At 63.4% G+C, this 23,697-nt stretch carries 21 protein-coding genes, 1 other RNA gene and 1 pseudogene; 14 read left to right on the top strand and 9 right to left on the bottom strand.

What is annotated here, in order from left to right; all coding sequences use genetic code 11:
* Positions 1-92: 92 nt before the first annotated feature.
* The 5 genes from BRC58_03665 to BRC58_03645 all read left to right on the top strand — a co-directional run bounded on the left by BRC58_03665 (position 93) and on the right by BRC58_03645 (position 4,616).
* Positions 93-1,616, top strand: coding sequence for a CPBP family intramembrane metalloprotease domain-containing protein (locus BRC58_03665; protein ID PSP18408.1), 1,524 nt, complete (start codon positions 93-95; stop codon positions 1,614-1,616).
* 50 nt (positions 1,617-1,666) lie between these two features.
* Positions 1,667-2,797 (top strand): magnesium and cobalt transport protein CorA, encoded by a 1,131-nt coding sequence (corA, locus tag BRC58_03660; protein ID PSP18407.1) that lies wholly within the window; start codon positions 1,667-1,669, stop codon positions 2,795-2,797.
* A gap of 50 nt (positions 2,798-2,847) precedes the next feature.
* An RNA gene (gene rnpB / locus BRC58_03655) (RNase P RNA component class A) lies at positions 2,848-3,221 on the top strand.
* 28 nt (positions 3,222-3,249) lie between these two features.
* On the top strand, positions 3,250-3,954 hold the full coding sequence (gene rnc / locus BRC58_03650) for a ribonuclease III (GenBank protein PSP18406.1): 705 nt from the start codon (positions 3,250-3,252) through the stop codon (positions 3,952-3,954).
* A complete protein-coding gene (locus BRC58_03645) occupies positions 3,954-4,616 on the top strand; it encodes a riboflavin deaminase (GenBank protein PSP18405.1) in 663 nt (220 codons plus the stop codon). Before rnc ends, BRC58_03645 begins: the two co-directional genes overlap by 1 nt.
* A gap of 10 nt (positions 4,617-4,626) precedes the next feature.
* Here the strand turns inward: BRC58_03645 and BRC58_03640 are convergent, their stop codons facing one another.
* The 3 genes from BRC58_03640 to BRC58_03630 form a co-directional block, all read right to left on the bottom strand.
* A complete protein-coding gene (locus tag BRC58_03640) occupies positions 4,627-6,015 on the bottom strand; it encodes a UDP-glucose 6-dehydrogenase (protein PSP18415.1) in 1,389 nt (462 codons plus the stop codon).
* An 89-nt stretch (positions 6,016-6,104) separates the two neighbouring features.
* Positions 6,105-7,058, bottom strand: a complete 954-nt coding sequence (locus BRC58_03635; protein ID PSP18404.1) for an NAD-dependent dehydratase — start codon at positions 7,056-7,058, stop codon at positions 6,105-6,107.
* Positions 7,059-7,129: 71 nt separating this feature from the next.
* Positions 7,130-8,956 (bottom strand): elongation factor 4, encoded by a 1,827-nt coding sequence (locus tag BRC58_03630; GenBank protein PSP18403.1) that lies wholly within the window; start codon positions 8,954-8,956, stop codon positions 7,130-7,132.
* 139 nt (positions 8,957-9,095) lie between these two features.
* On the opposite strand from BRC58_03630, the gene BRC58_03625 reads away from it, so the two are divergent.
* The 4 genes from BRC58_03625 to BRC58_03610 all read left to right on the top strand — a co-directional run bounded on the left by BRC58_03625 (position 9,096) and on the right by BRC58_03610 (position 12,581).
* Positions 9,096-10,370 carry an MFS transporter gene (locus tag BRC58_03625; protein PSP18402.1) on the top strand — a complete coding sequence of 425 codons (1,275 nt, stop codon included), beginning with the start codon at positions 9,096-9,098 and terminating at the stop codon, positions 10,368-10,370.
* A 24-nt stretch (positions 10,371-10,394) separates the two neighbouring features.
* Entirely contained in the window at positions 10,395-11,219 is an 825-nt protein-coding gene (gene thiD, locus BRC58_03620; protein PSP18401.1) for a bifunctional hydroxymethylpyrimidine kinase/phosphomethylpyrimidine kinase, read from the top strand.
* Positions 11,216-11,884, top strand: coding sequence for a thiaminase II (locus tag BRC58_03615; GenBank protein PSP18400.1), 669 nt, complete (start codon positions 11,216-11,218; stop codon positions 11,882-11,884). The genes thiD and BRC58_03615 overlap by 4 nt, the downstream gene beginning before the upstream one ends.
* 238 nt (positions 11,885-12,122) lie before the next feature.
* Positions 12,123-12,581: a YbhB/YbcL family Raf kinase inhibitor-like protein gene (locus BRC58_03610; GenBank protein PSP18399.1), complete on the top strand. Its 459-nt coding sequence runs from the start codon at positions 12,123-12,125 to the stop codon at positions 12,579-12,581.
* Here the strand turns inward: BRC58_03610 and BRC58_03605 are convergent.
* From BRC58_03605 to BRC58_03595, 3 genes are read right to left on the bottom strand one after another with little or no spacing between them, the layout of a single operon-like run.
* Complete coding sequence (locus BRC58_03605; protein ID PSP18398.1) at positions 12,578-13,402, bottom strand: SAM-dependent methyltransferase; 825 nt, start codon at positions 13,400-13,402, stop codon at positions 12,578-12,580. The genes BRC58_03610 and BRC58_03605 overlap by 4 nt on opposite strands.
* A 15-nt stretch (positions 13,403-13,417) precedes the next feature.
* Positions 13,418-14,803, bottom strand: coding sequence for a Xaa-Pro aminopeptidase (locus BRC58_03600; GenBank protein PSP18397.1), 1,386 nt, complete (start codon positions 14,801-14,803; stop codon positions 13,418-13,420).
* A 21-nt stretch (positions 14,804-14,824) separates the two neighbouring features.
* Positions 14,825-15,388 carry a hypothetical protein gene (locus tag BRC58_03595; GenBank protein PSP18396.1) on the bottom strand — a complete coding sequence of 188 codons (564 nt, stop codon included), beginning with the start codon at positions 15,386-15,388 and terminating at the stop codon, positions 14,825-14,827.
* A gap of 153 nt (positions 15,389-15,541) precedes the next feature.
* Here BRC58_03595 and BRC58_03590 point away from each other — a divergent pair, with 153 nt between their 5' ends.
* From BRC58_03590 to BRC58_03580, 3 genes are all read left to right on the top strand, one after another.
* Positions 15,542-15,835, top strand: coding sequence for an acylphosphatase (locus BRC58_03590; protein ID PSP18395.1), 294 nt, complete (start codon positions 15,542-15,544; stop codon positions 15,833-15,835).
* 191 nt (positions 15,836-16,026) lie between these two features.
* A complete protein-coding gene (locus BRC58_03585; protein ID PSP18394.1) occupies positions 16,027-17,238 on the top strand; it encodes an S-layer protein in 1,212 nt (403 codons plus the stop codon).
* A gap of 149 nt (positions 17,239-17,387) precedes the next feature.
* A complete protein-coding gene (locus BRC58_03580; protein PSP18393.1) occupies positions 17,388-18,440 on the top strand; it encodes a primosomal protein in 1,053 nt (350 codons plus the stop codon).
* Positions 18,441-18,524: 84 nt separating this feature from the next.
* Here BRC58_03580 and BRC58_03575 read toward each other — a convergent pair whose 3' ends face one another.
* Together BRC58_03575 and BRC58_03570 are read right to left on the bottom strand one after the other, a co-directional pair.
* The gene (locus BRC58_03575) at positions 18,525-18,944 is read right to left on the bottom strand and encodes a biopolymer transporter ExbD (GenBank protein PSP18392.1); all 420 of its coding nucleotides are present in this window, start codon (positions 18,942-18,944) and stop codon (positions 18,525-18,527) included.
* Positions 18,931-19,602 (bottom strand): biopolymer transporter ExbB, encoded by a 672-nt coding sequence (locus BRC58_03570; GenBank protein ID PSP18391.1) that lies wholly within the window; start codon positions 19,600-19,602, stop codon positions 18,931-18,933. Before BRC58_03570 ends, BRC58_03575 begins: the two co-directional genes overlap by 14 nt.
* Before the next feature lie 201 nt (positions 19,603-19,803).
* Here BRC58_03570 and BRC58_03565 point away from each other — a divergent pair, with 201 nt between their 5' ends.
* Positions 19,804-22,191 (top strand): hypothetical protein, encoded by a 2,388-nt coding sequence (locus BRC58_03565; protein ID PSP18390.1) that lies wholly within the window; start codon positions 19,804-19,806, stop codon positions 22,189-22,191.
* A gap of 42 nt (positions 22,192-22,233) precedes the next feature.
* A complete protein-coding gene (locus BRC58_03560; protein ID PSP18389.1) occupies positions 22,234-23,241 on the top strand; it encodes an iron ABC transporter permease in 1,008 nt (335 codons plus the stop codon).
* 191 nt (positions 23,242-23,432) lie between these two features.
* Here BRC58_03560 and BRC58_03555 read toward each other — a convergent pair.
* Positions 23,433-23,600: pseudogene (locus BRC58_03555) on the bottom strand (transposase).
* Positions 23,601-23,697 lie beyond the last annotated feature (97 nt).

Raw genomic sequence — 23,697 nt, 5'->3', positions numbered from 1 at the left:
CCAGCAGCATTTTACCCTGCCCTCGCGTGCTTGGCGGGCACGGTCCAACGGGCAATGCGATAATTGCGATCGAGCGCGCCTGTGGGGAGTGCATGACCGTCAAACGCGTGGTTCTGGCCGTACTGACCGCGATCGCGGTCGCCAAGATGGCGCTCGATTTGGGCAGCAGTTTGGCGCAGTCCCAAGTTCAGGCGCGACTGCAACTCTACCAAACCGATCTCACCCTCCACATCACCGAGCTGACGGCCGAGCGGTTCGAGCCCATCGAGCCAAGGCAGCTGGAGACGGCGCGCGAAGCCCTTTTGGGCGACGATCCCTACCAGGCAGCGCTGCAGCAGTACCGCCAGGTGCGCGAGACCGTTGCGAGCCAGCGCTCGAGCTTGCAAGCGCGCTCTCGGGTCGCGGCCGAAGCAGCTGAGGAGGCCTCGGCGTCCCCAGCCCGCCAGCAGCTGCGTGAGGCCGAGCCCCGGCTCACCGAGCTGGACCTCAAGATGGGATTGCTGCAGGCGCAGCGGGGCAATGTCGAAGCCGCCCAGCAGACGTGGCGCGAGGCAGCTCAAGCGACCAGCGATGGCGATCGCGCCCGGACGGCCCGCGTGCTGACCGGATTGTGGCAGCAGCCGCCGCAAGTGCCCGCCCATGCCGAGGCCACGCTCAAGGCCAACCTGGACGGTTGGTTTCGCTATCGGAGCTTGCGCCAACTGTATCGGCTGCAAGCGCGCCCGCAAGCGCTGCAGTCGCTGCAAGCGCGCGAGCGCGCCCGCGCTAAAGGCGCAGCCGTCAAGCTGGCGCTGGTTGCCCTAGTCCCCGGTGTGGGCAGCCTGATCGGGATTGGGCTGTTGGTATTTGTGCTGGTGCAGCGGGCGCTGCGCGGCTCGAACTCGCTGCTGGCGGCCAACAGCAGCGTGCGCTGGGAGACTCCTTGGGATTGGGAAACAACGTGGCAGGTGCTGGTGGTGGGCTTTTTCGCCATCGGCCAGATCCTGCTGCCGCTGGCGTTTGGGCTCTTGGGGTTCAACCCGAGCGGGCTGGACGTGCGCGGCAAGGCCCTCTACGTTTTGGCCAGCTACGGCTTGATGGCGGCCGGCGGCTTTTACGTGCTCTACCGCTCCCTCAAGCCTTACTTGCCGCTGCCTGCCGGCTGGTTTCGGCTGCGGCTGCGGGACAGTTGGCTGGCATGGGGCCTGGGCGGTTATGCCGTCGCGCTACCGCTAGTGCTGCTGGTCTCGGCCCTCAACCAACAAATTTGGCAGGGTCAGGGCGGGAGCAATCCCATTTTATTTTTGGCCCTGCAAGCCCAAGACCCGCTGGCACTGGGCATTTTCTTTGTAACGGCCGCGATCGCGGCGCCGGCGTTTGAGGAGGCGATCTTTCGCGGGTTTTTGCTGCCCTCGCTCACGCGCTACATGCCGGTTTGGGGTGCGATCGTTGCCAGCAGCCTGCTATTTTCCATCGCGCACCTGACTCCATCGGAGGTGCTGCCACTGGCAGCGCTGGGGCTGATCCTGGGCGTTGTCTATACGCGATCGCGCAACTTGCTTGCCCCCATCCTGCTGCACGGGCTCTGGAACAGCGGGACCCTGGTTAGCTTGTACGTTTTGGGCAGCGGGGCCTGAGGCAGCGACCTTGATGCATTCGAGCGGGCGATCCAGCCCAACGCGAGCTTATGGCACTCCCCCCCGAGACTAACGCCCAAGCCACCCCCTCTGAGTGGGACAGCGAGTACTTCGAGTACTTTTACGACGAGCCCGGTAGCGAGCCGGGCACCCTCAGCATTGAAGCCGATGCCACCCCCACCCAGCTGGTGCTAATCAACTACAATCGGCTGCGGGCCACCCGGCGCGTCAACCTGCCGCCGCACAAGTGCCTGTACTATCTCGACAAAGACCAGGACTCGGTGCTGTGGCTGGACGTTCAAGGCCTGGGCAACGAAACGGCCCTGCGGCAAGTGGGCGATGCCTTCGAGCTTCACCCGCTGCTGCTGGAGGATGTGGTTAACGTGCCGCAGCGGCCCAAAGTCGAAGAACAAGAACGGCAGTTGCTGCTGGTGACCCAGATGGTGCTGCCCCAGGCCGATGAGGCCGGCTTTCGCACCACCCAGGTGAGCCTGGTGTTGGGATCCCAGTACCTGCTGACCTTCCAGCAAGACCCCGCCCATAATCGCTTTGACCCCATGCGCGAGCGGCTGCGCCGCAATCGCGGCCAAGTGCGCCGCTCGGGCGCCGACTACCTGGCTTACCTGCTGCTGGATGCAGTCGTAGATGCGTCTTTCCCGGTGCTGGAGGATTACGGCGAGCGTATCGATGCGCTCGAAGATGCGGTCGTGCGCAACCCCAGCGGGCAAACCCTGGAAGAGATTTACGCGGTACGCCGGGAGCTGCTGGCCCTGCGCCGCCTGATTTGGCCCCAGCGCAACCTGATCGACACGCTCATGCGCGGCGGCAACGAGTTCGTCAGCGCCGAGGTGGAGGTCTATCTGCGGGACTGCTACGACCACACCATGCAGCTGCTCGATGTGGTGGAGAACTACCGCGAGCTGACCTCCAGCCTGACGGAGGTGTACTTATCGGCAGTCAATAACCGCATGAACGAGGTCATGAAGTTGCTCACCGCCATCTCGACGATTTTCATTCCGCTGACGTTTGTTGCCGGGGTCTATGGCATGAACTTTAAGTACATGCCCGAGCTGGAGTGGCGCTGGGGCTACTTTGGGACTTTGGGTGTGATGGCCGCGATCGCGCTGGGGTTGGTTTGGTTCTTCTGGCGGCGCGGTTGGTTCCAGCGCCAGACCTTTTGAGTTGGGGTGCCGAGCGGGGGCGCGCGCGGGTATACTGGCTGACAGAAGGGGAGAGTCGGTGCGGGGGTTGCGGATCCGTGCAGGCAGCGGATCCGAGGAAAGTCCGGGCTCCCCAAGACCAGACCGCCGGGTAACGCCCGGTGCGGGCAACCGCAAGGCAAGTGCCACAGAAACAGACCGCCCATGCGCTCGCACCCGAGCGCAGGTAAGGGTGCAAAGGTGCGGTAAGAGCGCACCAGCAGTACCGAGAGGTGCTGGCTCGGTAAACCCCGGTCGGGAGCAAGGCAGCGGAACCGGAGCGGGTCTTGCAGCGGTTCCGCAACACGCCGCTCGAGGCGTCTGGCGACAGGCGCCCTAGATAGATAACCCCCCTCGAAGGCAGGGCCTTCGAGAACAGAACCCGGCTTACGGCCGGCTCTCCCTTCCCGCTTTAAGGCGCGCTCGCCCAGCTGATGGTCGCAACCGATGCCCGGCGCCGCAAGGAACTGGCCCGACTGGTGCAGCACTTGGGCCTGGCCGAGCAAGATGCCATCGATTGGCAGCTGCTGGATTTGGCCCTGACCCATCCCAGTGCCTGCAGTGAGGCCAACTACCAGCAGCTCGAGTTCGTGGGGGATGCCGTAGTACGCCTGGCCACCTCGGAGCTGCTGTGGGAGCGCTACCCGGACTGCCCGGTGGGCGAGTTTGCCGCCCTGCGCTCGGTCATGGTCAGCGATCGCGTCCTGGCCGACATTGCCCAGCGCCTGGGGTGGGAGCGCTACCTCTACCTGGGCGGTAGCGAACTCGGCAGCGGGATGGGCAAGCGATCGCCGCTGGCCGATTCGTTTGAAGCCGTGCTGGGAGCGCTCTATCTCAGCACGCGCGACATGCGGCTGGTGCGGCCTTGGCTCGATCCCATCATGCAGGCGGAGGCCGCCCGCATCCGCGCCGACCCTGCCCGGCAAAACTACAAGGATGCGCTGCAAGCCTGGACGCAAGCCCACTACCAGACCCGCCCCACCTACTGCGTGCGCTCGGGCGACCGGCAAGCCAGCGAGCGCTTTGTTGCTGAGGTATGGCTGGATGGGCGCTACCTGGGGCGCGGCAGCGGGCACTCCAAAAAGGCAGCCGAGCAAGCCGCCGCGCAAGCAGCTTACCAGCAGCTAGCCCAAGAGTGATGGCACGACCGCAGACCACGGCCGTACTGGCCATGACCGCCGATGGCAAAATCGCCAGCGGCGATCGCGGGCCGCCTGAGTTCGGCTCAGAGGCCGACCGCGCGCACCTAGAAGACCGCATTGCCGAGGCGGATGCCGTCCTGTTTGGCGCGGCCACGCTGCGCGCCCACGGCACCACCGTGCTGGTGCCGCAGGCCAAGCTGCACCAAGGGCGCCAGCCGCCCCAGATCGTTGGCACGCGCTCGGCACGCTTGGATCCGCAGCTGCCCTTTTTCCGCCAACCGGTCCCGCGCTGGCTGCTGAGCACCCGCGCGGGGGCTGCCGCGTGGCAGCAGCGGCCGGAGTGCTTCGAGCGCACCTTCACCGCCGAGCGGGCCGATGGGGCCATTGACTGGCCGAGCGCCCTTGCCGAGCTGGCCCAAGCAGGGGTGGCGCGGCTGGCCGCGATCGGTGGTGGCGAGCTCGTGGCGTCGCTGCTGGCCGTCGGGGCCATCGACGATATCTGGCTGACTGTCTGCCCGGTGGTGCTGGGCGGGCGATCGGCCCCAACCCCAGTTGAGGGCGAGGGGTTCCCGCTAGCGCAAGCCCCGCGGCTGAGCCTGCTGAGCGCTCGGCCTGTCGGTGAAGAGATCTTCCTGCATTACCGCGTGCGGGAAGCGTAGCCGGCGCTCGCTAGCGCCCCACGCCCACGTAGCGGAATCCAGCTGCCTCCAGCTGCTCCCGCTCGAGGAAATTGCGCCCGTCAATTATCGTGCAGTGGGTCATGCAAGCCGCCATGCGGGTGTAGTCCAGGTTGCGGAATTGCGGCCAATCCGTAATCAGCACCAGGGCATCGCAGCGATCAGCCAGGCGCTCGGGATCGGTCTCGACGATGATCTTGGACAGGCCGTGGGGCATGCCAGTCTGCGAGGCGATGGGGTCGTAGGCTTTGACTTTGGCCCCGAGGCGATCCAGCTCCTCAATAACGCGCAGGGCCGGCGCGTCGCGCAGGTCATCGGTGTTGGGCTTAAAGGTCAACCCCAGCAGTCCGATGGTTTTGCCTTTGAGGATTTTGAGCTCGTGCTGCAACTTCTCGACCACGATCAGGCGCTGGTACTGATTGGTGCCAACGGCCGATTTGAGTAGCTGGGCGTCGTAGTTGTAGTCGTCGGCGGTGCTGATGAGCGCGGCGACATCCTTGGGGAAGCACGAGCCGCCCCAACCGATGCCCGCTTGCAAAAACTTGTGGCTGATGCGCGAATCCAACCCCATGCCCTGGGCGACCTGGGTAACATCGGCGCCGACGCGATCACAGATGTTGGCAATTTCGTTGATAAAGCTGATCTTGGTGGCCAGGAACGCGTTAGCCGCGTACTTGATCATCTCGGCCGAGTTGAGGTCGGTCACCAGCAGCGGCACTTCGCCGCGCTCGCTGCCCTCGCCCACCTGGCGCTGCAAGATGGGCGCGTAGAGCTCCTGCATGATTGCCAGGGCTTTGGAGCTATCGCTGCCCAGCACGATCCGGTCCGGGTTGAGCGTATCCGCCACCGCCGAGCCCTCGCGCAGGAACTCGGGGTTGCTGACCACATCAAAGTTGACCACGCTCTCCTCAGGGGCCTCGACCGGCTCGCCGCCTGCGGTAACCGCCGTTTTTTGCCGCTCCGCTACGCCATCCAGCACGATCATGCGCACCCAATCGCCGGAGCCGATGGGCACAGTGGATTTGTTGACGATGATGCGGTAGCGATCGTCGAGGTGCTGGCCGATGCCGCGGGCGACGGCTTCCACGTAGCGCGTATCGGTCTCGCCGCTGGGGGCAGCAGGCGTGCCCACTGCTACAAACAGGATCTCGCTGCGATCGACCCCAACCCCCAAATCCGTGGTAAAGGCCAAGCGGCCGGCTGCCATGGTCTCGCCCATCATCTCGGACAGGCCCGGTTCGTAGATGGGGGTCTGCCCGGATTGCATCAGGCTGACTTTTTCTTCGTTGTTGTCGACGCAGATGACCTCGTGCCCCGTCCAAGCCAGGCACACGCCGGTTACCAATCCCACATAGCCGGTTCCAATGACACAAACGCGCATGGCAGCTCCTTCTGCAACGATCCTTTCGGTGGGCAAGAGTTGGGTTAGCGACGGCAGCTCCCCCGAGCGCATGCCCGGAAGATCATCGCCTAGGATGGTACGGCCTGGCTGCACTCGCTCGCTAGGCGTTGGCGCAAATCTTCGATCAGCGGCGGCAGGCCGGCTTCCAGCGAGACGGTGGGCTCCCAGCCCAGACGCTGCCGGGCCAGCGAAATGTCGGGTTGGCGCTGCCGGGGGTCGTCTTCCGGCAGCGGCTTGTAGGTAATGTCGGCAGCCGAGCCGCTCAGGCGGCGGATGGTTTGGGCCAGCTCGGCGATGGTGTACTCGTGCGGGTTGCCCAGGTTGACGGGGCCGATGCAGTCGCTGTCCATCAGCCGCACCAGCCCTTCAACCATATCCGAGACGTAGCAGAAGCTGCGGGTCTGGGAGCCTTCCCCGTAGAGGGTTAGCGGCTGACCGCGCAGGGCTTGGGCGGCCAAGTTGGTGACCACGCGACCGTCATCGAGCAGCATGCGCGGGCCGTAGGTGTTGAAGATGCGCGCCACGCGGATGTCGACGCCATTGTCGCGGTGGTAGTCGAACGCCAGGGTCTCGGCGACGCGCTTGCCTTCGTCGTAGCAAGCGCGAACGCCGGTGCAGTTAACGTTGCCGCGGTAGCTCTCGGGCTGGGGGTGCACCTCGGGATCGCCGTAGACTTCCGAGGTCGAGGCCAGCAAAAAGCGGGCGTTGATGCGCTTGGCCAGCCCCAGCATGTAAAGCGTCCCCATGACGTTGGTCTTGATCGTCTTGACGGGGTTGAACTGGTAGTGGATGGGCGAGGCCGGGCAGGCCAGGTGGTAGATGCGATCCACCTCCAGCCGGATGGGCTCGGTAATGTCGTGGCGCAGCAGCTCGAAGTGGGGCTCATCCCACCACTGCAGCACGTTGCGCTTGCGCCCGGTATAGAAGTTGTCCAGGCACAATACCTCGTGCCCGTCGGCCAGCAGCCGATCGACCAGGTGGGAGCCGATAAAGCCCGCTCCCCCAGTAACCAGAACCCGCATGCGCGCTGCTGCTCCTCGCTAACGCTGGCTTTAACCTAGCGCCCGCACGCGGCCGTGTCGATAGGGATTTGTTATTTTTCGTTGTTTTCTCGATCCAGCTGCAGGACGGACATGAAGGCTTCCTGGGGCACATCCACCGTGCCGATGGCTTTCATGCGCTTTTTGCCTTTGGCCTGCTTTTGCAGCAGCTTTTTCTTGCGCGAGACATCGCCGCCGTAGCACTTGGACAGGACGTCTTTGCGCAGCGGCGGGATGTGCTCGCTGGCGATGGTGCGCGATCCCAGCGCTGCCTGGATGGGGATTTTGAACTGCTGGCGCGGGATGAGCTCTTTGAGCTTTTCGGCCAGCGAGCGGCCGATGCCGTAAGCCTGATCGCGGTGGGCGATGGTGGAGAGCGAGTCCATTAGCTCGCCGTTGACCCAGACATCGAGGCGCACCAGTGGGTTCTCGCGGTAGCCGATAAACTGGTACTCCATGCTGGCGTAGCCGCGCGAGTGGGATTTGACGCGATCGAAAAAATCCGTCACCACCTCGGCTAGGGGCAGATCGTAGGTTAGCGTCGTTCGCCCAGCCGCTAGATAGCTCATGTCTTTGAACTCGCCCCGCCGGCTCTGGCAGAGCTCCATGAGCGGGCCGACGTAGTCTTCCGGTGTCAGAATCTCGACGCGGATGTAGGGCTCCTCGATTTGCTTGCGGTGCTCCGGCGGCGGCAGCTGGCTGGGATTGTCGATCTCGATGGTCGTCCCGTCGGGCTGGGTGACGCGGTAGATCGTCGAGGGGGCAGTCGTCACCAGCGCCAAGTCGTACTCGCGCTCGAGCCGCTCCTGCACGATCTCCAGGTGCAGCAGGCCCAAAAACCCGCAGCGGAAGCCAAAGCCCATGGCTTTAGAGGTCTCGGGCTCGAACGTTAGGGCCGAGTCGTTAAGCTTGAGCTTATCGAGGGCATCGCGCAGGTCTTCGTAGTCGTCAGTGTTGGTGGGAAACAGGCCGCAAAACACCATGGGCTTGGCTTCTTGATAGCCCGGCAGCGGCGATTCGGCAGGCTTGTGGGCCAGGGTGATGGTATCGCCCACGCGGGCGTCCTCAATGGATTTGATGGAAGCAGCCAAATAGCCCACCTCGCCGGCATGGAGCTCCTCAATAGCAATGGGGGTGGGCGAGAGGATGCCCAGCTCGCTGATGGCGTGCTCTTTGCCCGAGGCCATTAGGCGGATGCGATCACCATCGCGCACCCGGCCGTCGACGACGCGGAAGTAAACGATAACGCCGCGGTAGAGGTCGTAGTAGCTGTCGAAGATGAGCGCGCGCAGCGGCCGCTCGGCCGTTGCTTGCGGCGGCGGAATGAGCTGGACGATGGCCTCTAAAATCTCGTTCATGCCGGTACCGTACTTGGCTGAGGCAAAGATGGCAGCGCTGCAGTCGAGCCCCACGGCCTCCTCAATCTCGGCTACCACACCATCGGGGTCGGCCCCGGGCAGATCGGTTTTGTTGATCACCGGCACGATTTCCAGGTCGTGCTCGATGGCCAGATAAATGTTGGCCAGGGTCTGGGCTTCCACGCCCTGGGAGGCATCGACCACCAGCAAGGCGCCCTCGCAGGCCACCAGCGATCGCGAGACCTCGTAGGAAAAATCCACGTGGCCGGGGGTGTCAATTAGGTTGAGCACGTAGGAGTGGCCGTCCTGAGCCCGGTAGTTCATCCGGGCCGCCTGCATTTTGATGGTGATGCCGCGCTCCCGCTCCAGCTCCATGCTGTCTAGGAACTGCTGCTTCATCTCGCGCTCGCTCACCGTTTCGGTCAGCCGCAGCAGCTGGTCCGCAATGGTGGATTTGCCGTGGTCGATGTGGGCAATGATGGAAAAGTTGCGGATCTGCGAGATGGGGACGTTCGCGGTCATGACAGCTACCCGTTGGCCGGCCGGATGCGGCACTGTCCTGCTATTTTGGCATCTGCCGGCTGGCGGAACTGGATGCTGCTAGACCCCAGCGCCCTACGGCAAGGTCCAGCCGGGCGAAGCGGCCGACTAGCGGGCCCTAATGGAGCAGCTGCTTGCGTACGCGCGCCAGTTCGAGCGGCAAGTTTGGATCCAGTCGCTGGGTCGCTGCCTGTTTTTGGCCGGCTACGGGCTGTTCCAGTTCTATTTGCCCATTGTTTTTGTCAATCAGGTGGGGTTTTCGGCGACGGCAGTTGGGGTGGGCCTCAGCAGCGCCTCGCTGGCAGGGGCTGCGGGCAAATTCGCCAGCGGCTCGCTGGCCGAGTCGCCGCGCTGGGGCCGCAAAAAAACGCTGCTGTTGGCAGTGAGCCTGGTCATTGTCGCGCTGCTGCTGCTGGCGATCGCGGACGAGTTCCCCCTGTTTTGGGGCGCTACCGTCTTGCTGGGGTTGGGGGCCAGCATGTACTGGCCGGTCTCCAACGCCGCTTTGACCGATCTGACCGCTCCGCAGCAGCGCAACGAAGGCTTTGCCCTGCTGGGCGTGGCCGAGAGCCTGGGCCTGGCCCTGGGCGTCGCGATGGGCAGCGGGTTGCTAGCTTGGTTGGAGCGCGGGCAGCTGCTATTTGCCATCGACAGCTTGGTGATGCTGGCGTTTTTGGGGGTCATGCAAGCCCTGAGCGCCGAGACGCGGCCCGCTGCCGAAGCCGCCCCCAGTGCCCTGAGCGGCTGGGGCACGGCGCTGCGGGATAAGTGGCTGGGGATGTTTTTGGGGGCCAACCTGCTCTTTACCACCTATTTCGCCCTGGCCAACAACGCGCTGCCGCTTTATTTCGCCAATTTTGTGCTCGGCGATCGCGACGGCAGTGCCATTGGCAGCATCACCAGCTTGCTGAGCTGGCAAATCGCCTTTGGGGCGCTGCTGCAGCTACCGGTCGCCCGCTGGCTGGGACGGCTGACGCGCGCTAGCGCCCTGCTGGTGGCCATGCTGCTTTGGGGGGTTGGGCTGCTGTTGGTGTGGATGACGGGGGTGAGTCCTGCCCCACCGCTGGCGATCGCGCCGGTTGCGTTGGGGACAATTGCGCTGGCCTCGGTGGCCTACCAACCCTTTGCCGGCGCGATCGTGGCCGAGCTCGCCCCCCGCTCGCTGCGCGGGGTCTACGCGGCGCTCAGCGCCCAGTGCTGGTCGGTGGGCTATGCCCTGGGGCCGCTGGTGGGCGGCTGGGCTTTGGATCGGGGCCCGCCCCTGGCGCACAATGGCTGGCTGGCCTTAGCGGTCACCAGCATCGCTGGCCTGATTGCGCTGTCGCTGCTCGAGCGCGCGCCCAGCCGCCTGGCGAGCGAGATGTCCCCCACCCCCAGCAGGGTTCTGTCCGACTAGCCTGCCAACGCAGCCCGCGCCGCCATGAGCGCTGCTTACCGAACGGCCCTGACCATCGCTGGCTCTGACCCTTCCGGCGGCGCCGGCATCCAAGCCGATCTCAAAACCTTCTCGGCCCTACAGTGCTACGGCATGGCCGCCCTGACCAGCCTGACGGCTCAAAACACCCAGGGCGTCCAGAACGTGCGCGAGCTGCCGGCAGATTTTATCGGCGGACAGCTCCAGAGCCTGTTTGCCGACATTGAAGTCCATGCGCTCAAAACGGGCTTGCTGGCCTCGCCTGAGGCCATTGGTGCCGTTGCGGCGGCGCTGCAGGACTGCACCGCGCCTGCTGTGGTCGACCCGGTTATGGTGGCCAAAAGTGGCGAGCGCTTCCTAACGGATGCCGCTATTGAGGCGCTGGCCGCGCAGCTGCTGCCGCGCGCAACGCTGGTTACCCCCAATTGCCTGGAGGCCGAGCTCCTGCTCGGGCGCGCCCTCGACTCGCCCGAGTCAGTTGCCAAGGGCGCTCGCGAGCTGCTGCGGTGGGGCCCCCAAGCGGTGCTGCTCAAAGCGGGGCGCTCGAGCGGGTCGGAGTCCGCCGATTGCTTGGTAGTTGGCTTGGGCGAGCCCGTTTGGCTCTCGGGCGAGCGCATCCAGACCGCCAATACCCACGGCAGCGGTTGCACGCTCTCGGCTGCCGTGACGGCTGGGCTGGCACGGGGCCAATCGCTGGAGGGCGCTGTCCGGCAAGCCAAAACCTACATGAACGGCGCCATCCGCGCCGGTGCTGCCCGATCGCTCGGCGGCGGGCGCGGCCCGGTCCATCACTTCTACCACTGGTGGGACGACCCCAAGGAGGCACCATGACGTTTACCGCCCAGGCTTGGGCGCGGTGCGAGCCCATCTACCAGCGCATCATCCACCATCCGTTCAATACCGCCCTGGCAGCCGGCACCCTCGATCAGGCGCGCTTCGTGCACTACATGCAGCAGGATTCGCTCTATTTGATCGATTTTTCGCGGGCGCTGGCCAACATTGGCGCGCGCATAGAGGGGGAGCAGGACACCCTGGCCTTTATCGAGTTCGCCCAGGGGGCGATCGCGGCCGAGCGCGAGCTTCACGCCCACTACTTCGAGCAGTTCGGGGTCGAGCCCGCCACTGAGAAGAACCCGGCCTGCTTTGCCTACACGCACTTTCTGCTCGCCGCGGGCGCCGTCATGCCCGTACCGGTCGCGATCGCGGCCATCCTGCCCTGCTTTTGGATCTATCGCGAGGTGGGCAACACCATCGCCCGGCAAACGGTCGCCCGCAATCCCTACCAGGCCTGGATCGACACCTACAGCGACCCGGAGTTCTCGGCCACCGTCGATCACGCCATCGCCATTTGCGATCGGGTTGCAGGCGAGGCGAGCGCATCGCAGCAAGCGCGCATGCACCAGGCCTTTCGCGACTCCACCGTAATGGAGTGGCACTTTTGGAACGATGCCTACCGGCAGCAGAGCTTTGAGGCGCTCATGCAGGTGCAGGGCTAGCCGCGCAGCCCCAAGGCTGCAAGCGTTGGCCTGGGCGGATTTTACGGTTGCCTAGGATGGACAAGAATGACCCTGCAGCAGCGAACGGCCTCAAGTCATGTCTGGCACTTGGGACAGACGAAGGGTCCTGCAGTGCGGTGCTAGCCTGCTGCTAGCTGGCCCAACGCTGGCGGCCTGCAACACAACTGGCAACCGCGCTGGCTCGCGATCGCCATCTGCCGCAAGCAGCAGCCGAACCATGAAACTAGAGAGCAGCGCGTTTGGCCCCGAAGGAACCATCCCCATCAAATACAGCTGCGATGGCGAGGATATCTCGCTGCCGCTGAGCTGGCAGGGAGTCCCCGAAGGCACCCAAAGCTTGGCCCTCATCTGCGATGACCCGGATGCCCCGGGCATGACCTTCGTTCACTGGCTCATCTACAATCTCCCGGCCGAGGTGCAGCAGCTGCCCGAGAATGTGCCCAACCGCGAGCGGCTCGAGAGTGGCGCCTTGCAGGGCGAAAACAACTTCGGCAAGGTGGGCTACGGCGGCCCCTGCCCGCCTGGCGGGACCCACCGCTACTTTTTCCGCCTCTACGCGCTCGATGGAATGCTCGATCTGGGGGCAGGCATTAGCCGCGATCGCCTCGAGCGCGCCATGGAAGGGCACATCCTGGCCCAGGCCGAGCTAATGGGACGCTATAGCCGCGCGGGTTAGGAGCGCCGGGCGTTGCCCCGCAGCTTGGCCAGTGCCGTCCGCACGATGGCAATGGGGACAAAGGCGGCCCCAGCCAGCGAGCCCACCACAAAGCGGTAGACAAATGCCGCCCAGCGCTGCGGCGTCATGGGCTCGTCCGGCTGCTCTGCCTTGGGCCCGAGTTCGAGGGGAGATTCGCCGGCTTGGGGTTTGACCCCGGCAATGGCAATGGCAAAGGGGTTGCTGCCCTCGTCGTACCACTCGGGCGCGACGTAGGTGAGCTGGATGTCGCGGAAGCCGGCGCGCTCGTACCAGCGGTAGTACTCCTCGCGCGAGGGAAACAGCATCCACGTATCGGCCAGCCAGCGCGCGATCGGGTTTTGGCGCTGCAGGGGGCCCACCAGCAGGGCGATGCCGCCGGGTTTGAGCACGCGGTAGGCCTCGGCGATCGCGCGCTGCGGCTCAGGCCAGTACTCGATGCTGCCGGTGGAGACGTAGCGATCGAAGCGATCGGTGGCAAAGGGCAGATCTTCGGCGTCGCCTTCGTGCTTGGGACAGTCGGCGAGGGCGGGCTTTTTCGCTGCGTTGGCGAGCTGGTGCGGGCTTTGATCCAGCATGGTTACCGACTGGGGCGCGACTTGCTGGACGATGCCCTCAGTGGCGAACCCACTGCCGGCCCCAACATCCACCACTTGCAGATCCGGGCGATCCAGGCGCGCCAGCGCCTGCGCCTGCGCCCGCATGGGCTCGTTCCAAAAAAACGGATTGATGTAGCGATCGTAGGCAAGCGAAACGAAGCGGTAGAACCAGTAGGCTTCTTTTTTGTGCTGGATCAGGCGCATGGTAGGGCTAGCTCGTTAGCGGGCAGCAGCTAGGCGGGCCTCAATGGCATCGGGCTGGGCGGGCAGGTCGGCCGTTAGCACCTCGCAGCCGGCCTCGGTGACCAAAACATCATCTTCAATGCGGATGCCGCGCACGTCGCTAAATTGCTGCAGGCGCTCCCAGTTCACCGCGTCGCGGTAGCGCTCGCGCCGCTCGGGGTCGTTGAGGATGGCCGGAACTTGGTAAAAACCGGGCTCGATGGTGACCGCCATGCCCGCCTGCAAGGGCCGATCCAGGCGTAGAAACCCCAGCCTGAAGCGATCGCTGCGCTGGCGGCCGGCAGTATAACCGGCCAAATCGCCCAAATCTTCCATATCGTGGACGTCCAAGCCCACCAGGTGCCCCACGCCGTGCGGGAAAAACAGCGCGTGCGCATCCTGTGCGACCAAATCCTCAGCCCGGCCGCGCAGGATGCCCAGATCGACTAAGCCCTGCGCCAGGGTGGTAGCGGCGTGCAGGTGAAGGTCGCGGTACTCGACGCCGGGAGCAACGCGCTCGAGGCAGGCATTGCGGGCGTGCAGCACGAGCTCGTAGAGCGCGCGCTGGGTGGGCGAAAACCTCCCCGAGACGGGCCAGGTGCGCGTAACGTCGGAGGCCCAGCCGCGCGGTGTTTCGGCACCGACATCCGCTAGGAGCAAATCGCCCGCTTGCAGCGGGTTGCGGTAGCGGTTGTTGTGCAGAACATGGCCATGGACAGTCACCACGCTGCGGTAGGGACAGCGCATGTCGCGGCCGAGGATAGCCCCCTCCATGGCAGCGCGCACTTGGGCTTCGGTGGTGGCGCTGGGCGTTGCTGCCATTCCGGCTTCGTGCGCTTCCACCGCGACGGCGGCTGCCTCGCGCAGCTCAGCGATCGCCGCGGCATCGTGCCTCAGGCGCAGCGCCACGATCGCCTCGGCCAGCTGCCGGTCGGGACCCTCGGCGGCCGACGCGCTCGGGACCGGGCGCGCCAGCGCGCTGGCCTGGTGCTGGTGGGTCACCGGATCCTGAACTGCCACGGTGGCAGCCCCCTGGGCGCGCTGGGGCAGCTCGGCGAGCGGATGCGCTGACGCCGCGCCCATGGCCTGCGCGAGCGCTTCGCGGCCCGGCATCTCACCGTGCCAGAGGGCTTCTTCAGGTGGGGCTTCATCCACATACAGCTCGAGTTGCCCCGCCCAGAGCCGGACAGCCGCCCCCTCAAGCGGGAAGCCGGCAAAGTAGAGAAAGTGGCTGCTGGCGCGAAAGGGGAAGCGATTGGCCGGGAAATTGCTAGCAGGCGCTTGCCCGGACCACAGCACGACCGGTCCCTCAAAGTGCTGCGCCAGGCGCTGGCGCCGCTGCTGCAAGCAAGCTAAAAGCGAGGCCGAAGGGGCAAGATCCATGAGCGCTCGTCGCGGTTGGCCTCAACTGCGAGATTGGCCGCGGGCAGCTACGGCCTTGAGTTTGGCGTAGAACCTGGAGCGATCGGGAGAGGGGCTGAACTGGTGGATGGGCGGCTGGCTGCGATCGCCACCAGTGGGCGATTGGGACAGCTCGCGCGCGCTTGCCGCGGCATGGGAGGCCCCGGCCGTTGCGGGCTGGCCGGCTGCGGGGGCGTGATCGGCGCTTGCCGGCTGCGCTGCCTCAGCCGATCCCGACTCGGATGGCAGGCTAGGCGTTACGAACGCCTTGACATCCTCAGCTAGCTCTGGTGAGGGCGCCTGCAAATCGCGCGGGAGGCGCCGACAGATCAAGCGCTCGAACTCGGGACCAAAGTGAAAAGTGGGGTGCCCGCGCCGGCCCCAACACTTCAGGATCCAGTCAATCGAAACCGTTTTGTAGCGCCCCTGATAGAGCGCCTCGATCGCGGCCAGGCGCACCCAGCTGCTCTCATAGGTCTCAAGCCAATGGGTAACCCAACTTTCGGCGCTACTGCCGCTAACCTCAAGCCCGTAATGCTCGATCAGCCTTGCGATGACCGCTCTCATGATCTTTGGCTCGACCCTAGGGGCCAATACCGGCCGCTTGCCATGCTCTTTACCCAATCTTAAATGACTGTCCCAGTGTTAGCGCCGTGTGAGTCGGGGGTCTTGCGGCGATCGGCACTTTAGAACCGGAATTGCAAGCGGGGATAGCAAACCATGGCAGCAGCAACAGCACAACCGCAACTAACACGCGCCCGCGCCCTGATTTCGGGCAAAGTGCAAGGCGTGGGGTATCGCCTGTCTGCTTTGAGCCAAGCACGGCAGTTGGGCGTTAGCGGTTGGGCCCGCAACCTTCCTGACGGCCGCGTTGAAGCGGTCCTAGAAGGAGAGGAAGCGGCCGTTCGGCAGATGCTGGATTGGTGCCAGCACGGCCCAGCGGCTGCCGAGGTGCGCGATGTCAGCATTGAGTACCAGCAACCGGAGGGCTTGCAGGGCTTTGAAACGCGCTAGCCACCCAGGAACTCTGCGGCTAGCCGGCCCTTCATAGAAGGTATGGGGGCTCCCCTGGCTTTTGTGGCAGTGAGGTTCTGTTATTCGCGTTGGTCCCAGTGGAGTGGTAGCCTCAACCGGCGAAAACCGCTCCTAACGCTGGGGAGAGTCCAGCGTTAGGGTTGCTCAGGTAATAGCTTAAGGATGGAACGATGAAAGCTTCACTGTCTTGGCGCTTGGCAACGCTCGCAACGGCTGCTTGCTCGGCTCTTGCCCTAGCCGGCAGCGCGCGGGCAGTGAGCGCGCCGTTTGGGAGTAAGCAGGTCGATCAAAACAACTTCATTGCCGTTGCCGAGCCCTACGGCCCCAACAATGACCGCTACAGCTTGTTGGTCATCGAGCAAAAAAGCAACGAACGTCAGTGTTGGGAAACCCAAGGATCGGCGAGCAATCCCCCTGTCAAGGTCGAGCCGCTGCTGCTCAACTTTGACTTTAGCGGCATTTGCGGGCGCGCCACCGACAGCAACGGCTACTCCATCCGCCGCAACGGCATCGATCTGGGACAAGACTATCTAATCCGGATCGAGAAGAAAAACGGCGAGCTGCAACTGATTGGGGAACCTCGCGACTCGCAGAATCCAACGCTCCAAATTGGCAGCACGCGCGGATTGGGGGATGGATTTCTCAAGATCTTTCTCAATGACGGGTGGCGCTTTGCCAAGCGCACCTATCAGGGCAAAACACTGGGTCACGTTTACCTAGCCCAAGGTAAGCCGGCTTTTCCGGACATTGAATCCGATATTTATCGGGCCGAGATCCAGCAAGCCGTCGATATGGGCTTCATTTCTGGGTTCCCCAACGGCGAGTTCCGGCCTGAGGCCAACTTGACGCGCGAGCAGATTGTCTCCATTGCGCTTGAGGCCGCCAAGGGCATTCCCCAAACAGCGGTTGACGTTCCGGCCAACGTTTCGAGTGCGCCCTACCCGGATGTAGAACCCTCGCGCTGGAGCGCGGCCAAGATCCAGTGGGCTAAAGACAACGGCATTGTCGAGGGCTATCCCAACGGCGAGTTCCGTCCCCAGGACCCGGTGACGCGAGCCGAGCTCATGGCGATCGAGCGCAAACTAGCGCGATACGCCCAAAGCCAGCGCCAGCAAGGAACGGAGCTGGCCGCAACCCAAGAGCCCACCCAGTTCTCGGATACCTCCGACCACTGGGCCAACGAGCTGATTGCTCAGATGTCGGCCTACTGCGGCGTTGTCTCTCCCCGAGGCGAGGAAGGGGATGCGTTTGCCCCGGATCGGCCCGCCCAACGCAACTACGCAGCCACTGCAACTTTGCGCGTCGTCAACTGCCTCCAGCGCGATGGCGCGGCTCAAACCGAGGGCGAAGCTTCATCTGAGACCACCGGCAACGCCCAATAGGCCCCTGGAACGGCTGCTTTGGCCGGGTACCTGATAGGCTAGGGCAGCCGCCTAAGGCGCAATGCTACCGGCGGCAAGCCGCTTGAGTCGCTCGTCAAACGAGCCACTGCGAACGCTCGCTCACCCGCTACCGTTAAGGAGCCAGAGACTTGAAAAATCAGTCCACCCAAACCGTCCAAGCGCTGATCGGCGGGGTTGTCGCAGCGCTGGTCTTGCTGATCGGATTTAACTCCTTCGTCATTATTAATCCCGGCGAAGCGGGCGTGATCAGCATCTTTGGTAAAGCCCGCGAGGGGGCACTGCTAGAAGGCATTCACTTCAAACCCCCTCTCATCTCCAAAGTGGACGTCTACGACGTCACCGTTCAAAAGTACGAGATCCCGGCGCAGAGTGCGACCAAAGACCTGCAGGATTTGGAAGCTAGCTTTGCCATTAACTTCCGCCTGGATCCGGTCAATGTCGTCGAAATCCGGCGGACGCAAGGAACGCTGGAAAACGTTGTTTCCAAAGTTATTGCGCCGCAGACCCAAGAATCATTCAAAGTGGCAGCGGCCAAACGAACGGCCGAAGAGGCTATCACCAAGCGTCCTGAGTTGAAGCAGGGCTTTGACGAAGCGCTCAACGAACGCCTGGATAAGTACGGCATTATCGTGCTCGATACCAGCGTGATCGATCTGTCGTTCACCGAAGAGTTTGCTCAGGCGGTCGAAGACAAGCAAATCGCTCAACAGCGAGCGCAACGAGCGGTCTACGTAGCGCGCGAGGCCACGCAAAAAGCGCAAGCCGAGATCAACCGCGCCAAGGGACGTGCCGAAGCCCAACGCCTGCAGGCCGAGAGCTTGCGCGTCCAGGGCGGCGGCCTCGTACTGCAGCGCGAGGCGATCGAGGCCTGGGAACAAGGCGGCGCCCAGATGCCCAACGTCCTAGTCATGGGCGGCGATGGCGGCCAGGGCGGCATTCCCTTGCTGTTCAATCTGGGCCAGTTTGCTGACTTCGACGCCCAAGACCGGCCTGCGCCTGAAGAAGTCTCGCCCTACGACGAGGAATCGCCGCTGGAGGAAGAAACGCCGCTGGAGGCGCCATCCCCCCTTGAAGGGGAACCCCCAGTGGAGGAGCCAACGCCCACCTCGCCCTATGGAGACTTCCAAGGCGGTGGCGATTCGCCCTTGAGCGAACCGGCCCAACCGTCGCCCGTTCGCTAGCGCCGGCAATCGGTTGTATTAAGTAAGGCGGTGGGGCTCATTCCCCACCGCCTCCTTATTGGGATAGATAACTGGCTCGGGCCGCTATTGAGACTGGTTTTGTTCTGCCCGCTCGGCCGTGATCGCCAGCGTGACGCCCTCAAGCTGGCGCAGGCGATCCAGCACCTGCACCACGCGGCCGTGCGGGACGCCCTCATCGGCATTGACAATCGCCAGCGTCCGCTTGCCGGGTTGGGCCAGCTGGCGGACCTGGGGTCCTAGGTTTTGCAGCTGCACGGGTTCTTGGTTGAGGGCAAGTGTGCCGTCGGATTTGACCGTCACGTTGACGGGGGCACTTTGCTGCGGTTGCGCCGTTTGGGCACTGGGGAGATCGACGGGCAGTCCCTCCGAGCGCGTTAGAAACAGCGTGGAGATAATAAAAAACGCCAAGATCGAGAAAATAACGTCGATCATGGGCAGGATGTTGATCTGGAGTGGGTTGTCAGGCTCCTCAGGTAGTTGCATAGTCGGGCTGCGCTGACGGTTGATTCTGCTGCTTCTGTTGCTCGTACTGGCGGCGGTAGAGCAGCTCCAGCTGACCGCCGTACTCCTGAATGAGCGCGAGCTGGCGCTGGTAGTTCCCGCGAAAGAGATTGGCGAATAGTAGCGTTATGATCGCCACGACCAGGCCCATCACGGTCGAGACCAGGGCTTCGCTGATGCCGCCGGTCACCGCTGCTGTCTGGCCGCCACCCAACTCGCCGATCTCCAGCGAGGAAAACGAGCGGATCAAGCCCAGGATTGTGCCCAGCAGTCCCAACAGTGGCGAGAGGCTAATGATCGTCTCAAAGACCGTATTGAAGCGCTTGAGCGTGGGAATCTCGGCCTGCGAGGCACTCTCCAGAGCAAGGCGAAATTCTTCGGGGGTGGCGCGCTCTAGCTCTACTGCTTCCAGAAAGATGCGGGCCATGGGCAAGTTGCCGTTTTGGCGCAGCCGTTGGTGTGCTAGCTGCGGATCTTGCTGGTAGGTGCGCAGAATGTCGCGGACAACACGCGGTTGACGGCGGTTGATGCGCACCCAAAAAACTAAGCGCTCGATGATGAGCGCCACCGACAGCACCGAAAAAGCCAGCAGCGGCCACGCGACAATGCCGCCAGCAGTAAAGAATTGTTCGATCGACATAAAGCCTTGGGGGAACTCGCTATCGCTTGATTCGGTCGGCCATGCATGATAAATCAAAACTTGCTAGGAATCGATCTCAACCGCCGCGGTCGGCGCAACGGGCAAGATGGGTTGGCCTCCAGCCAAGGGCAATTGCTTGACGGCGATCGCCGAGCCTCGTAAGGTGGGAGCTACCAATTCAAAACGGTTTTCAATAAGCCAATGGCGCTGTCCGGCTTCTCCGCTGAGAATCGCGAACGCGAAGCTCGAACGCGCAAGCGCCTGTTGCTGTACGGCGTTGCGGGATCGGCAGGGCTGCACGCGCTGCTGCTCCTGCTAGATATCAACCCATATCAGGAGCAGAAAAGCCAGCGCGATCCCATTGAGATGACCATTGTCAGCCCAGCTGACGAACCGGAGCAGGAGACTTCTCAACCCGAGACCGAGCCGCAGACGGAGTCCGAGCAAGCCGAGGTCGATCCCAGCCGCAGCAGTGCTGGCGGTGGGAGCGCCAGCGAATCGGCCTCCAGTAGCAGCTCTAGCTCATCCAGCGCAAGCGATAGTTCCAGCGCATCGGCACCATCATCTTCTTCCAACCCCACCCAATCCAGCACGGCAGCACCTAGCGAGAGCGCGCCGCAGGTTCCTCCATCGCCCAGTCGCAATCTCGCCCTCTCGCAGCTACCAGACATTCAAGCCCAGTCCCAGCCGCAGTCCAATCCCCAACCTCAACCGCAGCCCAACCCGGCGCAACCTCAAGCACAACCCCAGCCGCGACCCAAGCCGAAGCTCAACCCGGCCCAGCCTCAAACAGAGCCTCAACAGAACTACCAGCTCTCGCAACTACCAGACATCCCAACCCAGCCCCAGCAGCAGTCCAATCCCAACCCCCAACCGCAGCCCAATCCGGCTCAGCCTCAAACGCAACCTAAAGCTGCGCCTTCACCCACTCCGGAACCGCAACCCAAACCAGCCCAACCCCAACCATCGCCCAGCTCCGAGAGCAGCGAAAGCTTTCAACTCTCGGATTTGCCTGGTATTGAAGAGCAACCCAAACCTGAGCCTTCACCCAGCCCCGAACCGCAGCCCAATCCAACTCAGCCCCAAGCTCAAACGCAACCCAATCCCAACCCCGAGCCCCAACCGGCTCAGCCCCAGCCAAAGCCTGAAGCAGATACGACACCTTCGCCAGAACCCAAGCCTTCCCCCAATTCCCAGCCTGCCCCCCAAACGGCGACCGAATCGGAATCCAAGGATAAGCGCGAGGATTGGTTGGCGCAAAAGCGCGAAGAGCTCCAGGCGCGATCGCAAAACAACGACTCGAGCACCCAGGACAGCGGCAACACCCCAAGCGAGACCGAGACGGACACCGATAGCAGCAGCAGTTCGCGTTCCGAGCGCTCGAGTGCTGAGGACTTAACCGACTCGGGCAATGGATCGGGCGATCGCAGCTCGTCGAGCAGTCGCAGCTCGAGCGACCGGGGCAACAGTGCCAACCAGGGCAGCCAGGCCAGCAGTGATGGCGATGAGGCTAGCTCGACAGCCTCAGACTCTGGGGGCGAGAGCGCCAGTAGCAATGGATCGGGGGATAGCGCCAGCGATTCTGATGGCGATTCCGGCTCAGATAGCTCGGATGGCAATGCGGGCCAAGCCGGCGATGCCGAGGGTGATTCAGGCTCGGATGGTTCAGATGGCGACGCGGGCCAAGCCAGCGATGAAGGGACTGACGCTGGCGACGGTCAATCGGACTCGGGCAGCGGTGACGCAGGAAGCGGCACCCGACAGGCCAAAGCCGGTACGGGCAACTCAGATGGCAGCAGCGAGGGGCGCCAAGCTGCAACCAGCGGCAACTTGATCGGCTGCGGCAGCAAACCCAAAACGCAATTTGAGGACTACGCCCGGCCGGAAATTCAATTTAAAGTCTCACCCGATGGAAAAGTGACTTCGGCTGAGCTTGCTAAATCCAGCGGCCAAAGCAAGTTAGACGAAATGGCCGTGGAATGGGTTAAGACTTGCGAATTCCAGCAGTCTCCTAACGGGCGTAGCGGCCGCTTTGGCGTCAACTTTGTCCAAAAAGACAGCGAGCAGTACGAAGAAGTACGCCAGCGAGCCGAGCAGCAGCGCCGCCAGCAAAGACGGCAGCAGCAAGCGCAAAGCGAGTCTGATTCCACTTCAGCTGAAGGGGAGTCTTCCTCCAATTCCGAATCCCCTTCTGCTTCCAGCGACAGCTCAGCTTCGCCCTCGAATGCGAGCCCGCCATCGCAGCCGTCTCAATCGAGCAGCAGTGGCTCCAGCTCGGAGGCGGCATCACCTGCCTCAAATTCCCAATCCGGTTCATCTTCATCCGATACCAATACTCCGGCGTCGAGCGGATCGCCATCCACTCAAACCTCACCTTCCTCGAATCCTGAGTCAGACGCTTCCGCCTCAGAGGGATCGTCTTCCTCGCAGGAATCCTCGTCACCGGAAGCCGCGAGTTCCTCTGACAGTTCCGGGTCGCCGTCACAGCCAACCCAGCCACCGTCCCAGTCCAGCGCTGGTTCTGACTCATCTCCTGCAGAAAGCGACCCTCCGACCGAATCCGGTGCGTCATCTTCGGGGAGCCAGTAGGACGCGCTTAGCGCAGCCAATCGACCCAGTGGGAATGCCGCCATGCGCCAGTCACTGCGCGGAAGGGGTTTGCGCCTTGGGGGCCTGGGCGCGGGGTTGCTGGCATTGGGAGCTTGCTTAGCGTTCAGCTTGTGGGCGGGCACAGCCAAAGTGCCGCCCGAGGAGATCTATCGCGCCTTTGCCGCGTTTGATGGCTCCACCGAGCACCTGATCGTTCGCACGGTGCGGCTGCCGCGATCGCTAACCGCCATCTTGGTAGGCAGCGCTTTGGCGATCGCGGGGGCCATCATGCAGGGCATTACGCGCAATCCGCTGGCCTCGCCCGGCATTCTGGGCGTCAACGCCGGCGCGGCGTTTGCCGTGGTAGTGGCTACCTTTGCCTTGGGCATTAGTTCGCTGCAGGCCTACGCCGTGTTTGCCTTTGCCGGCGCTGGCCTAACGGCGGTTAGCGTCTATTTGCTGGGCTCGATGGCCCCCGGCGGGCTGACACCTCTCAACCTCACCCTAGCTGGGGCCGTGCTGGCTGCCTTTTTGGGCTCGGTGACCAGCGGCCTGCTCATTGTCAGCCAACAGACGCTGGATACCATCCGGTTTTGGATGGCCGGTTCGCTTGCCGGGCGAGATTTGGCGCTGGTCGAGCAAGCCCTGCCCTATCTGGCCGTTGGCCTGGGGGTTGCGCTGGTATTGGGACGCCACATTACAGCCCTGAGCCTGGGCGAGGAGGTGGCCCAAGGGTTGGGACAGCGTACGGCCGGCATTAAACTGGCAGCAGCTGCGAGCGTCATGCTGCTGGCCGGTAGCAGCGTGGCCCTGGCGGGTCAGATTGGATTTGTGGGCCTAGTGGTGCCCCACATCGTGCGCGCGATTGCGGGGGTAGATTACCGCTGGCTTTTGCCCTACGCGGGCCTGTTTGGCGCCATTCTGCTGCTTGTGGCCGATGCCAGCACGCGCGTGGCCTTTCCCGAGCAAGAGCTGCCGGTAGGCTTGGTAACGCCGCTCATTGGCGGTCCCATGCTGATTTATTTGATCCGGACGAAAGTGCGGCGGTGACGTACTCCAGGCAGCGACCGCTAATACCAATACTCGTAGTTTATGCACTAGATAGCGATCCCCGAAACTCCCTCAATATGGGAGTCTTGTTCTTTGGTGAGCGTGCATCCGCTACTCAAATTGGTATAAGCGGTACGCTGCTGGCTTCTCCACCTTCTCGAACGAGAAGGCTTCGCGTTTTTGAGTGAGGCGACGCCCAACCCCACTTTGCGGATCAGTATCGCTGAGTTGACATCTCGCGGCATCGACGCACCACAGGGGGAATGATGCCACCTATCCGATAACGCCTTCGGGACGCGGTTCAAGCAATTCGCGCAATGCTGGGACATTCCAGCCGGGTCAACTTGAACGACCGCCTTATACCAATTCTCGTGGCTTGTGCACTAGATTGCGATCTCCAAAACCCCTTCAATATGGGAGTCATGTTCTTTGGTAAGCGTGCATCCGCTGCTCAAA

The organism is Cyanobacteria bacterium QS_8_64_29 (genome assembly GCA_003022125.1).
GTDB lineage: Bacteria > Cyanobacteriota > Cyanobacteriia > Cyanobacteriales > Rubidibacteraceae > QS-8-64-29.
Note: the sequence above shows the minus strand (reverse complement) of the source record. Positions and strands in the feature narration are given on the sequence as shown.

Bases quoted from the DNA above. Each gene is read 5' to 3' on its own strand.
- BRC58_03595 (PSP18396.1), bottom strand. From the start codon at position 15,388: ATGAGAGCGGTCATCGCAAGGCTGATCGAGCATTACGGGCTTGAGGTT.
- BRC58_03600 (PSP18397.1), bottom strand. From the start codon at position 14,803: ATGGATCTTGCCCCTTCGGCCTCGCTTTTAGCTTGCTTGCAGCAGCGG.
- BRC58_03615 (PSP18400.1), top strand. From the start codon at position 11,216: ATGACGTTTACCGCCCAGGCTTGGGCGCGGTGCGAGCCCATCTACCAG.
- BRC58_03575 (PSP18392.1), bottom strand. From the start codon at position 18,944: ATGCAACTACCTGAGGAGCCTGACAACCCACTCCAGATCAACATCCTG.
- BRC58_03645 (PSP18405.1), top strand. From the start codon at position 3,954: ATGGCACGACCGCAGACCACGGCCGTACTGGCCATGACCGCCGATGGC.
- BRC58_03590 (PSP18395.1), top strand. From the start codon at position 15,542: ATGGCAGCAGCAACAGCACAACCGCAACTAACACGCGCCCGCGCCCTG.
- BRC58_03640 (PSP18415.1), bottom strand. From the start codon at position 6,015: ATGCGCGTTTGTGTCATTGGAACCGGCTATGTGGGATTGGTAACCGGC.
- BRC58_03570 (PSP18391.1), bottom strand. From the start codon at position 19,602: ATGTCGATCGAACAATTCTTTACTGCTGGCGGCATTGTCGCGTGGCCG.
- BRC58_03630 (PSP18403.1), bottom strand. From the start codon at position 8,956: ATGACCGCGAACGTCCCCATCTCGCAGATCCGCAACTTTTCCATCATT.
- BRC58_03585 (PSP18394.1), top strand. From the start codon at position 16,027: ATGAAAGCTTCACTGTCTTGGCGCTTGGCAACGCTCGCAACGGCTGCT.
- BRC58_03625 (PSP18402.1), top strand. From the start codon at position 9,096: ATGGAGCAGCTGCTTGCGTACGCGCGCCAGTTCGAGCGGCAAGTTTGG.
- BRC58_03565 (PSP18390.1), top strand. From the start codon at position 19,804: ATGGCGCTGTCCGGCTTCTCCGCTGAGAATCGCGAACGCGAAGCTCGA.
- BRC58_03610 (PSP18399.1), top strand. From the start codon at position 12,123: ATGAAACTAGAGAGCAGCGCGTTTGGCCCCGAAGGAACCATCCCCATC.
- BRC58_03560 (PSP18389.1), top strand. From the start codon at position 22,234: ATGCGCCAGTCACTGCGCGGAAGGGGTTTGCGCCTTGGGGGCCTGGGC.
- BRC58_03635 (PSP18404.1), bottom strand. From the start codon at position 7,058: ATGCGGGTTCTGGTTACTGGGGGAGCGGGCTTTATCGGCTCCCACCTG.
- rnc (PSP18406.1), top strand. From the start codon at position 3,250: ATGGTCGCAACCGATGCCCGGCGCCGCAAGGAACTGGCCCGACTGGTG.
- thiD (PSP18401.1), top strand. From the start codon at position 10,395: ATGAGCGCTGCTTACCGAACGGCCCTGACCATCGCTGGCTCTGACCCT.
- corA (PSP18407.1), top strand. From the start codon at position 1,667: ATGGCACTCCCCCCCGAGACTAACGCCCAAGCCACCCCCTCTGAGTGG.
- BRC58_03605 (PSP18398.1), bottom strand. From the start codon at position 13,402: ATGCGCCTGATCCAGCACAAAAAAGAAGCCTACTGGTTCTACCGCTTC.
- BRC58_03665 (PSP18408.1), top strand. From the start codon at position 93: ATGACCGTCAAACGCGTGGTTCTGGCCGTACTGACCGCGATCGCGGTC.